At 35.2% G+C, this 13,553-nt stretch carries 11 protein-coding genes; 4 read left to right on the top strand and 7 right to left on the bottom strand.

The window, feature by feature from the left end; genetic code table 11:
* Positions 1–31: 31 nt before the first annotated feature.
* Positions 32–1,030 carry a pyruvate dehydrogenase complex E1 component subunit beta gene (locus JKF54_RS05605; RefSeq protein ID WP_211907975.1) on the top strand — a complete coding sequence of 333 codons (999 nt, stop codon included), beginning with the start codon at positions 32–34 and terminating at the stop codon, positions 1,028–1,030.
* Positions 1,031–1,032: 2 nt separating this feature from the next.
* Here JKF54_RS05605 and JKF54_RS05600 read toward each other — a convergent pair whose 3' ends face one another.
* The gene (locus JKF54_RS05600) at positions 1,033–1,389 is read right to left on the bottom strand and encodes a TrbC/VirB2 family protein (protein ID WP_007302624.1); all 357 of its coding nucleotides are present in this window, start codon (positions 1,387–1,389) and stop codon (positions 1,033–1,035) included.
* A gap of 198 nt (positions 1,390–1,587) precedes the next feature.
* On the opposite strand from JKF54_RS05600, the gene lepB reads away from it, so the two are divergent.
* The gene (gene lepB, locus JKF54_RS05595) at positions 1,588–2,373 is read left to right on the top strand and encodes a signal peptidase I (protein WP_211907973.1); all 786 of its coding nucleotides are present in this window, start codon (positions 1,588–1,590) and stop codon (positions 2,371–2,373) included.
* A 3-nt stretch (positions 2,374–2,376) separates the two neighbouring features.
* Here the strand turns inward: lepB and JKF54_RS05590 are convergent, their stop codons facing one another.
* The 4 genes from JKF54_RS05590 to iscU are packed head-to-tail and all read right to left on the bottom strand — an operon-like array spanning position 2,377 to position 5,482.
* Positions 2,377–4,278, bottom strand: coding sequence for an Hsp70 family protein (locus tag JKF54_RS05590; protein ID WP_211907971.1), 1,902 nt, complete (start codon positions 4,276–4,278; stop codon positions 2,377–2,379).
* The gene (locus JKF54_RS05585; protein WP_211907969.1) at positions 4,256–4,714 is read right to left on the bottom strand and encodes an iron-sulfur cluster co-chaperone HscB C-terminal domain-containing protein; all 459 of its coding nucleotides are present in this window, start codon (positions 4,712–4,714) and stop codon (positions 4,256–4,258) included. Before JKF54_RS05585 ends, JKF54_RS05590 begins: the two co-directional genes overlap by 23 nt.
* Complete coding sequence (locus JKF54_RS05580; RefSeq protein WP_006012614.1) at positions 4,707–5,093, bottom strand: HesB/IscA family protein; 387 nt, start codon at positions 5,091–5,093, stop codon at positions 4,707–4,709. The genes JKF54_RS05585 and JKF54_RS05580 overlap by 8 nt, the downstream gene beginning before the upstream one ends.
* A gap of 5 nt (positions 5,094–5,098) precedes the next feature.
* Positions 5,099–5,482, bottom strand: a complete 384-nt coding sequence (iscU, locus tag JKF54_RS05575) for a Fe-S cluster assembly scaffold IscU (RefSeq protein ID WP_007302620.1) — start codon at positions 5,480–5,482, stop codon at positions 5,099–5,101.
* Positions 5,483–5,658: 176 nt separating this feature from the next.
* On the opposite strand from iscU, the gene ftsY reads away from it, so the two are divergent.
* The gene (gene ftsY / locus JKF54_RS05570; protein ID WP_211907967.1) at positions 5,659–6,570 is read left to right on the top strand and encodes a signal recognition particle-docking protein FtsY; all 912 of its coding nucleotides are present in this window, start codon (positions 5,659–5,661) and stop codon (positions 6,568–6,570) included.
* A gap of 1,079 nt (positions 6,571–7,649) precedes the next feature.
* Here the strand turns inward: ftsY and radA are convergent.
* Both radA and JKF54_RS05560 read right to left on the bottom strand, forming a co-directional pair.
* Entirely contained in the window at positions 7,650–8,993 is a 1,344-nt protein-coding gene (radA, locus tag JKF54_RS05565; RefSeq protein WP_211907965.1) for a DNA repair protein RadA, read from the bottom strand.
* A gap of 66 nt (positions 8,994–9,059) precedes the next feature.
* Complete coding sequence (locus tag JKF54_RS05560; protein ID WP_211907963.1) at positions 9,060–10,331, bottom strand: MFS transporter; 1,272 nt, start codon at positions 10,329–10,331, stop codon at positions 9,060–9,062.
* 734 nt (positions 10,332–11,065) lie between these two features.
* On the opposite strand from JKF54_RS05560, the gene topA reads away from it, so the two are divergent.
* Positions 11,066–13,516: a type I DNA topoisomerase gene (gene topA, locus JKF54_RS05555; RefSeq protein WP_211907961.1), complete on the top strand. Its 2,451-nt coding sequence runs from the start codon at positions 11,066–11,068 to the stop codon at positions 13,514–13,516.
* Positions 13,517–13,553 lie beyond the last annotated feature (37 nt).

Raw genomic sequence — 13,553 nt, 5'->3', positions numbered from 1 at the left:
GTTATTTCAGTTGAAATTTACAGATTTACAAATGGCAAGCTTAAGTGTAAGAGAAGCGTTATGCACGGCAATCAGAGAAGAAATGCAAAATGACCCTGATGTATTTATCATGGGTGAAGAAGTTGCAGAGTATGATGGTGCTTATAAAGTAACAAAAGGATTACTGAAAGAGTTCGGAGAAAATAGGGTAGTTGATACACCTATTACCGAACATGGATTTGCTGGTCTTGCTGTTGGAGCAGCGTTTGCTGGGCTCAAACCTATTGTTGAGTTTATGACTTTTAATTTTTCTATGCAAGCTATTGACCAAATTGTGAATTCCGCAACAAAAACAAATTATATGTCAGGTGGACAACTTGGATGCCCTATAGTGTTTCGTGGACCAAATGGAGCTGCAGCAAGAGTTGCCGCACAACATTCTCAGTGCTTTGCATCTTGGTATTCGCATGTTCCAGGTTTGAAAGTAATAGCACCTTACTTTGCCTCTGATTGCAGAGGTCTGCTTAAAGCTGCAATTCGTGATCCTAATCCAGTAATATTTCTAGAAAACGAGATCGCTTATGGGCATGAACATGAGATTCCTGATTCTGAGCTATCAAATAAAGATTATCTACTTGAGATAGGCAAAGCTGCTGTTATACGGGAAGGAAAGGATGTAACTATCACTGCTTTTTCATTGAAACTAATGGATGCGTTAAATGCAGCAGATTTACTCTCTAGTGAAGGAATAGAAGCTGAAGTTATCGACCTCAGAACCTTAAGACCACTTGACACTGAAACAGTTATTAACTCTATTAAGAAGACCAATAGATTAGTAAGCATAGAAGAGGGTTGGCCATTTGCAGGAATAGGAGCAGAACTCTCAGCCATGGTTATGGAACAAGGATTTGACTACCTTGACGCTCCGGTTGTACGGGTAACCGGCAAGGATGTCCCCTTACCTTATGCTGCAAACCTAGAAAAGAAAGCATTACCACAAGTGGAAAATATAGTTGAAGCTGTGCACCAAGTCTGCTTTAGAAAGAAATAGTCCTATTGACTCTTTTTTTTATCTCCCGTTCCACATTCTTCCATAAAAGAGGCATTTGTAGAGTTTATACCACCCATTACTTTTATGACAATAGTTTTAGCGCCAAAAAACACAGCGCAAAATACACCGAGGGCGAAAAGAGCAGGCCACGGCATTCTACCAAATATTGCAAGTAAAGCTGCTCCTATTATCACTACGGTCATAAGCGGTCCACCTATTCCCCAAACGTAGCCAATAATATTACATATTACTTGAGCAGTTGTATCGTCATTAGAGTTAGCAGCACTTCCAACATGAGAAAAAGAAATAAATAATACTATAAGTAGAATACAAAAAACCTTTCTAATTGTAGGGTTCATCCCTATACCTTAAGTTTAAATATTATAATTATATCTAAAATAGTATAATTTTCAGTAAAACTAGCATTGTGATTTATACAATATTGCATAGCAAATGATGTCTATTGGTTATCAATCACTGTCAATTACTTAAGGGCTTATTTCGACTTTCGAAAAGAGCAATAACACCCATGAGTAAAATTTCACATTACCACTTTTATGTGTTATGATAAGCTTAAATTTATAAAGAAAATAAAATTGAAAGAATTGAGAGAGAACCGGATAGCAAGAACGAGAAAGTTTTTATCTTCACTGTTTTTTTTGCTACTAATTGCGCTATCAATACGTAGTTTTTTATTTGAGCCATTTCATATTCCTTCTGGTTCAATGAAAAGCACTCTACTTGAGGGAGATTATATTTTTACTAGTAAATATTCATATGGTTATAGTAAACACTCTTTTCCATTTTCTCCAAACATCTTTAGCGGTAGAATCTTTTATACCCCTCCGGAGCGTGGTGATATAATAGTTTTCAAGCCTACAAGAAATGACAGCATTAGATTTGTTAAGCGGGTAGTAGGAATACCGGGCGATAAAGTGCAAATGATAGAGGGGGAGTTATATTTAAATGATCAGAAAGTAAAGCGAAGACAAATTGAAAATTTTTTTGATTATGAGTCAAAGCGTAATATAGCAAGATACATCGAAACACTCCCGAGCGGCAAGGAGCATGAAATTCTAATAGATAATCTTTCTAACAAGTTATCATACAATACTCCAGTTTATTATGTGCCTGATGATCAATTTTTTGTTATGGGAGACAATAGAAATAATTCTTTTGATAGCAGGTTTTCTGAAATTGGGTTAATACCAACTGAAAATATAGTTGGGCGCGTAAGCATGGTTGGTTTATCGTTTAAATTAGGCAAAGTTGATTGGTTACCGTTTGATTTTAGGTTACCTATTGCTCTGAGATTTGACAGGGTACTTCACAAAGTTTTATGAACTCTATCTGTCTTCTGATTCGCATAACTCTAAAGCAGAGTTTTCTAACTCAGAGATAGCATTATTAATGTTGTCTAAGTCATTTTCCTGTAAAGCGTCTTTTGCGTTCTGTAGTAAAATTTTTAACTTTTGCTCAATGGAAACATTTTCAACTAGATGTATGAGCTTGTTACCGTTAATTTTAGCCTCTGCAAGGGAACGAGCCTTCATGTCTTCATCAAAGTTACTTACTGACTGATTGACCATATCTTGAATATCTTCTTCACTTAAGCCAGAGCTTGAATTTATTTCAACTGTCTGTTCGACTCCAGTAGTTTTTTCTCTTGCAGTGACAGTCAATATTCCATCAATGCTAACTGTAAATCCTATTTCAACTTTTGCAGAACCTGCAGGCAATTGTGGTATACCTTTGAGTTCAAATCGTGCTAGAGATTTATTATCTTTTATCATTTCACGTTCTCCTTGACAAACGTGAATTTTCATTGCTGTTTGCCCGTTAGCGTAAGTTGTAAACTCTTTTATTTCTGAAACTGGTAGTGGTGTATTTCTTGGTATAATTTTTTCAACTATTCCCCCCATAGTTTCTATGCCAAGTGATAAAGGCAGCACATCAAGGAGAATATTCCTATCTTTTGAGTTTGAAGTTAAATAATGAGCCTGCAAAGCTGCCCCATTGGCAACTGCTTTGTCCGGATCCACATCATTCAGCACTTTATTGCCAAAGAGCTTGATTAGTGAATTTTGCACTAATGGCACTCTAGTTGCGCCACCAACTAAAATTACCCCTTTTATATCATCGATTTTAAGATCTATGTTGCTTATAGTACGAGTAACTATATTTATAGTCTTATTAACCAAAGGACTGATTGCTTGCTCGAATTCTTCTTTGGTAATTTTGCACTTAAATAATTCACCATTGATGCTGAATTCAAAAGTGCCAGAGGTATCTTCACTTAGGTACTCTTTTATAGCACGTATATTGCAGATACCAGTTTTAGTGTATGAATGTTGTAATTTGTAGGTAGTTGTATCAGATGGTGTCATTCCAGTGCTTGACACTGGAATCCAGTTCTTATTATATAACTTTCTGGTGTGTTCACTTGCAATCAAACTTTCTGGATCCCAGTGTCGGAGCACTGGGATGACACTAGAGCATTTTTTATTTAAACCTACCTGTTCTCTATACTTTTCAAGCACGATTAAACTAAGTAGATGATCAAAATCATCACCACCAAGTTTAGTATCACCACCAACTGCAAGAACTTGAAACACTCCTTGATGTAATTTTAATATTGAAATGTCAAATGTTCCACCACCGAGGTCATAAACTGCATATATGCCACTGTTATTGTTCTTTTTAATGGAGTAAGAAAGTGCTGCAGCGGTTGGTTCATTAATGAGGCGAAGAACATCTATGCCAGCTAATTTTGCTGCATATTTGGTTGCGTTACGTGCTGAATCATCAAAATAAGCTGGTACAGTAATCACTGCTTTGTTAACTTTCATCCCTGTGAATTTTTTTACCCTCTTGCATAGAGTTTTTAGTATCTCAGCAGAGATCTCAATAGGAGTGAGATACTTTTCTTCTGAGCATTTTACCCTAATAACTTTTTCACTTTCGTTATCTATTTCACAATTGATACCTTCTTTATGCAAGTCTTTAACACTTTTACCCATTAAGCGTTTTATAGAGCAGATAGCGTTTTCGCCAACATCGTAGCCTACTTTTAGTACATCCTTTTCATATGAAATGACAGAAGGTAATAGTTCACGACCTTGCTCATCTTTAAATATTTCTACATTGCCAGCTTTATTTACCATGGCAATTAAAGAGTTAGTAGTTCCAAGATCTATACCAAAAACTACCTCATTTGAACTTGGTTCAGAAATTTGAACTGGCCGCATTTTCCTTTATCTCCTCAAATGACTTATATAAATATCTCAATCTAAAAACTTGCGTAGAAGCTTCATCAAAATTTTTTGTAGCAAAAGCATTAATTAGGTTTTTAGTACAATCTTTTACCTTTTCATCAATCATCCTACTTGCAAATTGTAAATCATCGCAGTCTAGAAAGTATTCTCTTATTTCCATTGATTCATTTAATATTTCAGGATCAAGATGCTCTTTTTTGCTTTGTACGTCAAAAAGATCCAACAAATGTTCGGCACGCTTTAGCGGTGACTTCAGTACCTGATAAGCTTTGTTGATATTTTCCATATTTTTGGACTCTCTTTCATTTATATCAGTTTTGCTTAGCTCAATATATCTTTTCTCCAGCTCATCAAAGCTGATGTTAAAAGCCGGTTCAATTCCAAATAATGTGAAATGGTTGCTAGACATGAAAACTCTCTCCACAACCACATTTTCCTTTCTCATTAGGATTTTTGAAAATAAAACCTGATGAGAATTTTTCCTCTACATAATCCATTTCAGAGCCAAGGATAAACATGATAGATTTTGGATCGATCAGCACCTTGACTTTTTGATCATCACTGCAGCTTTCTTCAATTACCGACTCCAAAGGACGAACATCATATGCATATTCAATATCATATTTTAAACCAGAGCATCCTTTTTGCTTAATTAGAACTCTTATTCCTATTGCTTCTTCAAGGTTAGCATGCTTCTTTTTGTCCAATAAAAACCTTACCCTCTCTACTGCATTTGCAGTTAGAGTGATAGGTTTTTTAACAGAATTTACTCCTTGAAATTCACTCATATTCCTCAATGTTTTTGTTTATTTTGATAATCATGAATAGCAGCTTTTATAGCATCCTCAGCAAGTACTGAACAGTGTATCTTTACTGGCGGCAAAGACAATTCTTCCACTATTTGAGTATTCTTTATCTTTGTTACATTCTCAATAGTTTTTCCTTTGATCATTTCTGTAAGCAAAGAACTTGAAGCTATAGCAGAACCACAACCAAAAGTTTTAAATTTTGCGTCTTCAATAACACCTTTATCGTTGACCTTTATTTGCAGTTTCATTACATCTCCGCATGATGGTGCACCAACTAAACCAGTACCAACATTTGGATCATTTTTATCCAGAGAACCAACATTCCTTGGATTTTCGTAATGATCTAAAATTTTCTCATTATAACTCATAGATTACCCGTAAACCATTACTTACATTATAACATATTTAGGTTAAAAACTAAAGTAAAATACACTAGCAAGCGGTACATTTTACTCATAAAATATATAGGTTACGAGTGTATTTACTTTACAAATACATATAGTGCATGTCATTCTTTATATGGTAATTTTAGAAGGAGTATTTCTTGAGTTTATTCAGTAATCTTTATCAAGGACTATTAAAAACCTCCTCCCGTTTTAGTGATGGAGTAAAAAATATTTTTTCTGGCAAAAAAAAATTAGATCAGTCGCTTTTAGATGATCTGGAAGAGCTGCTGATTAGCATGGATATAGGTCATAAAACTTCTAGATTGCTTATTGATAAGCTCGCAAGTATCAAATTTGAATCAGAAGTTGAACATAACATTATCACACAGCAGTTAATGAGCGAAATAAAAACAATATTAAACCCTGTTGTGCAGCCGCTCATTTTGAATAAAAAACCACACATAATAATGGTATGCGGAGTGAATGGTAATGGAAAAACTACAACTATAGGTAAACTTGCCCATAAATATAAGGAAAAAGGAAAATCCGTTATGCTTGTTGCGTGCGACACATTCAGAGCTGCTGCGAGTGAGCAATTAAATATTTGGGCAGAACGTTCTGATTGCTCTATTGTTACTGGAGAGCACGGTAGCGATTCTGCAAGTGTGGCATATAGAGCTGTAAATCAAGCGATAAAAGAGAGCGTTGATGTTGTTTTGATTGATACAGCAGGAAGGCTACAAAACAATGTAAATCTCATGCAAGAGCTGTCAAAAATACATAGAACGATAAAGAAATTGGATGATACTGCTCCTCATGATGTTATTTTAGTTCTTGATGCAACTACTGGCCAAAATGCTTATAGCCAATTAGAGGCGTTTAGTAAAATGGTTGGTGTTACCGGGTTAATTGTAACAAAGCTAGATGGTACTGCCAAAGGTGGAGTAGTGATTGGGCTTGCAGAAGCTTATAAGGTGAAATTACACGCTATAGGAATTGGTGAAAGTATAGAAGACCTGAGGGAATTTACTGGCAAAGAGTTTGCTGAAGCGCTGTTTAAATGTGATTGAAGATTTCCTTTAACTTTTTCATATGACCAAGCTTCAATTTTTAGATGGTGTCATTCCAGTACTTCCTATCCGAGTAGCCTTTTCTTGCCATCCCAGTCTGGGATCCAGATTGCAAGTGGGTTGGGTGAGCCGTTATAGATAGCTAACGTATAAAAATTACTTCCGCATATTTTCAATCTCATTATAATTACAAATAGAGATATTTTAAGAGCTCAAAATCTATCTTTAGTCTGCAGACTTTTTAATCAAACTTATTAAAAAATGTATTCTTCAGTGTATATCTGTCGTATGTGCACTGCATTTTTTTTCTAACTCTTTTTTATACAGGAGGATTTTATGTCCAGAATTCCAGATACTTGATCTTTACTTTAGCCAATAAAAATCAATGGGCGCCCATGGTTTTTATAAAGAAAGTATAAGAAAAAAAATATTTTAAAGAATATGAAATAAGGATCTAATATGTTTTGTGGGCAACCAAAAACCACTTCAGCTTGTCACTCATGCCTAAAAAGTAATTATATTAATGTAATGTTGATACTTGTATACTAACATAAATATATTTTAAAAATTTAAGGAGTATATTATGACAATGTCTACCACAAATTAGTGAGAAATTAGCAGCTAGCGCAAAAAGTCTCTTTGATGAGAGCGAAAAATTATTGCTTATAGCAGAGGAAATACACAATCAAGATTTAATGTATCTTTAATCATAAAAAAGAAGATATTCTACATCTTCTTTTTTTTATGCGATAATTAGCTACTTGTTTTCGTATTCGTCCAGACAAGGTAGTTATGAGTAAAAACAGCAAATGGTCAGTGCGTGAAACTGGAATCCAGCTAATTTGGTAAACACTTTACAATTTTTTTGATGACGAAAAGACTGGATGCCAGTGTCTGGGCACTGACATGACAGGAGTGTGAGATAAGGCTACATACATACTCCAACAGGTATGATGGTGTCATTCCAGTGCTTGACACTGGAATCCAGAAAAAAAGAAGCCTATGTCACCTACTCAGATGACATTATGGAAGCTGGGATGACATCCTTCTCACAAGCACAATGTTCATGCAGATAATATTTAACTTTGATTGAAGACCTCTTTTAACTCTTTTATATGACCAAGCTTAATTATCTCAATATCATGAGAAGAATAATTGCCATTTTTAGGCATAATCGCTTTTTTGAATCCTAATTTCTGTGCTTCTTTTAGTCTGAGATCAGCATGCGAAACGTTTCTAATTTCTCCTGAAAGTGCAACTTCACCGCAGATTATTGAAGAAGTTGGTAGCGGTAAATTTACTAAACTTGAAATAAGGGAAGCAGCAACAGCAAGGTCAGCTGATGGTTCCTGTATTTTGAGTCCTCCCGCAATGTTTAGGTATACTTCTTTATCATGCAAAAACATTTTACAACGAGCACTTAGAACCGCGATTATCATAGCTAATCTATTAATATCCCAACCAACTACTGCTCTTCTTGGAGTTGCCATATTAGTCCTTGCTATTAATGCTTGCACTTCCATTAAGATTGGTCTTGAGCCTTCAACTCCTGCAAATACGGCGCTGCCAATTACTTCTCTATCATGTACGGTCAAGAATAATGATGATGGATTATCAACAGGCATGAGTCCTGCTTTAGACATCTCAAAAACACCAATTTCATTTGCAGGGCCAAATCTATTTTTAATAGTACGTAAAATGCGATATTGATTACTATTTTCACCCTCAAAATATAGTACTGTATCTACCATATGCTCCAGGGTTTTAGGTCCCGCTATTTGTCCATCTTTCGTTATATGGCCAACTATTAAGAGAGAAACACCATATTGCTTTGCAAGAACAGTCAATTCATGAGCGCAGGTACGGACTTGAGTTACAGTTCCTGGTGCTGATGTGACTTTGCTATCATACATAGTTTGTATAGAATCAATTATCAAGAACTTAATACTTTTATTTTTCCTTATTGTTGCTACTACATCAGTTAAAGATACTGTAGATAAAAGCTTAATTTTAGGTTCATTTATCTTAAGACGCTTTGCTCTGAGGCTCACTTGCTCTAAAGATTCCTCGCCAGATACATAAAGACATTCAAAAGAGGAAAGTTGTACAACATTAGCTGCAATCCTAAGCAAAAGAGTAGATTTTCCAATTCCAGGTTCACCACCAATTAAAATGCTAGCACCTTGAACGATACCTCCACCAAAAACTCTATCTAACTCTTCTATTCCTGTTAAAAAACGATCGGGGGTAATAATTTCACTATCTGATAACGCTTTTATTGAAATTGGTGCAGATGTACTTCTCGTTTCTGTTTTTAGTACTATTTCTTCGACAACCGTATCCCAACTGTCACATGCAATACACCTTCCTACCCACCTTCCAGTGCTATGACCGCAGAATTGACATACGTATGCAGTTTTCATAAAAGCCAAAATTATAATTGTAATAAAAATTAGCTAAATAAGTGAAATAAATTTAAATAGAGAAAATTACCAATCACACTTTTTATCTTGTGGTTTTATTTGCAATATTGCTACTAAGCTGACTAATAAGCAAAAAATTACATAAAGCCCAGCAGCAAAGTCTATTTTAGGAAACATTATAGTAAACCAAGTGCATATCATAGGAGTAAATCCTCCATGCAAGGCAAAAGAGATGTTGCGTGATAAGCTAACACCACTAAATCTAACATTAGTAGGAAAAAGCTCAGCAGTAACTATCCCTATAGGATTAATACCCCTCTCGATTATAGAAAGAGCCATCACACTCAACATGATTATAAGATAGCTTTTATAGTAATATGCAATAGATAACATAGGACAACATAATACCATTGTTATCACTATAAATAAGATTGCAGTGCGTTCTCTTCCTGTTTTATCAGCTAAAATTCCAAGCACTATTGAAGATATCGGCATTAATATACTGGTTATAATGAGTACAACTTCGTTGACATACGTTGTTACATAAGTTTCAACAGACACTATTTCTTTTGCAATTGTTCTAAGAAATATGGTAAATCCAACAGCAACATTAACAGGTACAGATATTAAAATGGCAAGTATCAGGGCTCTCTTATAGTGTTTTGTAAGCTCTATTATTGGTAAATTAGGTAAATTTCTTTGTTCTCGATTTTTTTCATACGCTGGAGTTTCTCCTAGTGTATATATACTATATGCGCTTATTAATCCTAAAATGGCTGAAAAAATAAACGGCAGCCTCCAACCCCAAGCGTTAAAATCAGTGGTTTTTTTACAGATGATCACTGCAGCCACAGAGAGCAATATGCCAATGGAGCGACCAAAACTTATTATTCCAAAAAACATTCCTAGTTTTTTCTTATTAGGTAAATGCTCTATGAAATAAACAGAGCTACCTCCTTGCTCAGCGCCAAGTGCAACCCCTTGTATCAGATGGATTGTAAGAAGCAACATAGTAGAGGTTATTCCTATTTTACTATAACTTGGAATAAACGCAACGAGACTAGAAGGAATCGATATTAGCAAGATAGCAATCGTTAACGCCATTCTCCTTCCATACCTATCACCAATGTGACCAAATACAGATGCACCAAGTGGTCTTACCATTGCACCCATTCCTGCAATTCCAAACAATTGCAATATGCTGTAGTAGATATCTTTTGCATAACAAAATTCTCTACTCATTATATTAACCAGATCAATAAAGAGCATATGGTCATACCATATTGCGATTCTACAGAGTATTGTTGCAATCAATACTCTTGTTTGTTGATTGTACACTTAGTTTAATTTGTAAATGTCTACTTATTTTTATTTTGGCTGCTTTTTAGAACTTTGCAACTCAAGCGTATGGCTTATGTGTAAATATTATTAAAATTGGAACTTGCATAACCAGCCAGTCTGGGATCAAATAAAAAAATCTGGTCATCCGCTGGAATGAAATGGTGGAATGTCCTTCTTGTCATTCCAGTACTCCTTTTCTTGTCATCCCAGTGCTCCGACACTGGGATCCATTTTTCCATCATCAGAAACGTTGATTACTTTTATACTCGTAAATTTAACTGGATCCCAGTGTCGGAGCACTGGGATGACACCTCTCTTAAATTACTTTAGCTACAAATATCAAGAAATTTACCAAGTAGAAAAAAGACAAAAGAAACCCCCTATTAGCTAGCTCTAATCCTGAAAATTGGCCTGTCTTAAACAACCCGTTTCAGCTTATATGGTTAAAAAACTGGAAGTTTTGTAAAGAAATAAGATGCACATAGTGCAAAAAATTAAAAATAAGACGACAACTGCGTTATGCTTTTGTCGTTTAATCTGCACAGACGAAGATAAATAGTATAGCGTTATCCTTATGGTAAGGGAGTTGAAAAAATTTATAAAGCAGGTTCTTTCATTAGTTTTTTTGCGAACATCAAACAATTACTTAGAAAAATTGGAAAGACCATTAAAATATTTTTTTACTTTTTATTCTATATATTTCAACATATTACCTTTAAGTACTAATAATTATGGCATTATTAATAGTTGAGTCGCCAGCAAAGGCAAAGACGATAGGTAAATATTTGAGTAAAGAATTCAAAGTGGCTGCATCTTTTGGCCACGTCAGAGATCTGCCAGCGAAGAATGGTTCTGTTGATCCTGATAATGACTTTGCCATGAAGTATGAGATTATTGAAAAAGCAGAAAAGTATGTAAAAGAGTTAGTCAAGGAAGCTAGTAAAACATCAGATATATACCTTGCAACAGATCCAGACAGAGAAGGAGAAGCAATAGCTTGGAATGTGATAGAGGCACTAAAGGAAAGAAAAGCAATCAATGATGAAAGCAACATTCATAGAGTAGTCTTTAACGAAATAACAAAAAGAGCAGTGCAAGAAGCTATAAAAAATCCACGTGAAATTAATATGGACTTAGTGCGTGCACAGCAAACACGCAGAGCTTTGGATTATCTAGTTGGATTTAGCTTGTCACCGCTGCTGTGGACAAAATTGTCGGGAAGCAAATCTGCAGGGCGAGTGCAGTCTGTTGCATTAAAGCTTATATGCGAACGAGAGGATGAAATCAGTAAGTTTATAACACAGGAGTATTGGAGCATAAAGGCAGAAATGCAAAATAGCAAAGATGAGGCTTTTTTTGCTATGCTAAGCCACTATGACAATAAAAAGCTAGAAAAATTTGATATTAAGAATGAAGAAGAGGCAAAGAACTTAGTCAGGGAGATCGAGTCAAGGCAGTATGCTGTAAGCACAGTAGAACGCAAGCAAGTTAAGAGAAACCCGCTTCCTCCATTTATCACCTCAAGTCTTCAGCAAGATGCAGTGAATAAACTGTATTTTAATGTGAAAAATGTTATGCGAGTAGCGCAAAATTTATATGAAGGTATCAATATTGGTGGTGAAACCGTAGGATTGATAACTTACATGCGTACAGATGGGTTTCATATTGCAGATGAGGCTATAAACTCAATCAGGGGATCAATTAAGTCATTATATGGTGATAAATATTTACCGCATTCTCCTCGTAAATATGTAAAAAAGGTCAAAAATGCTCAAGAAGCACATGAAGCAATCCGGCCAACTGATATTAATAGAACGCCGGGTAGTATTAAGGATTACTTAACGCCAGAGCAATTTAAATTGTACGATTTAATCTGGAAAAGAACCATCGCAAGTCAAATGGAATCGGCGATTCTTGATCAAGTGGTAGTTGAAATTAGTTCTATTGACCAGAAAGTGATTCTGCGAGCAAGTGGATCAAGTATATTCTTTGATGGTTTTTATAAAGTCTATCAAGATAACATAGAAGCCGAAAATGAAGGCCTGCTACCTTCCATGAAGGAAGAGGAAGCGTGCAAGTTGATTTCTGTTGATCCGAAACAGCATTTTACTCAACCGCCACCTCGTTATAGTGAAGCGAGTATAGTAAAAAAAATGGAAGAAGTCGGTATAGGTCGCCCATCAACTTATGCAACAATTATTTCGGTATTACAAGATCGTGAATATGTTTCATTGGATAACAAAAGATTTATTCCAAGCAGCCGCGGTAAGATCGTGACTATATTTTTGGAAACTTTTTTTCAGCGTTGTGTAGAGTATGACTTTACAGCACAAATGGAAGAAAGGCTTGATTCAATCTCAAATGGACATGCAGATTGGAAAAAAGAACTAGGCTATTTTTGGGTGCCATTTTTTAATCATGTAAATTCTGTTAAGCAAATGACACATGATGAGATTTTTAGTGGTATTCATGATTTGGTAGTCAATTGGTTTTGCTCAGAGGAAGGAAAGGAAGAAATAGGTAAAAAATGTCCTAATTGCTCTGGTGGTATATTGAAATTAAATTTTGGAAAAGCCGGTGTGTTTCTTGGATGTTCTAACTATCCTGCATGCAATCATACAAAAGAAATTACGGACAGTAATGACAATTCAGAATATCCAAAAAGTTTGGGTATAGATGATGTGACAGGCCAAGAGGTAATGATCAAAAAAGGTCCTTTTGGACTTTATCTGGAGTTTAATAGTGAGTCAGAAAAGAAAAAAAAGATTTCTGTACCAAAAGATATAAATGTTAATGATATTGACCTAAATACCGCCACTCGATTACTTTCCCTGCCGAAAATAATCGGAGAACACCCAGAAACTGGAAAGGAAGTAAAAATAGGTCTTGGACGATTTGGATACTATATTCTCTATGATGGTCGATACTTTTCTCTTAAAAAAAGCTCTAAGGAGGTATTAGACACACAATTAAACGAAGCTATACAAATTATTGAGAGCAGCCCACGCAAAGAGCTAAAATCTCTTGGTTTTAATGAAAAGGGAAAAGAAGTTTTTATCTGCAACGGTAGGTACGGATTCTATATAAAATGCGGTAAAACAAACGTTGCTTTGGGCAAGAATGCAGATATTGAAAGTATAGATCTGAAGAAGGCTTTAGAGTTAATTAAGAATAAAAAGTAGACTTCTTGCATAACCATTCTTTATATGTTCTTTATTG

Source organism: Wolbachia endosymbiont of Spodoptera picta (assembly GCF_018141665.1).
GTDB lineage: Bacteria > Pseudomonadota > Alphaproteobacteria > Rickettsiales > Anaplasmataceae > Wolbachia.
This window is presented reverse-complemented; position numbering and strand designations above follow the sequence as displayed.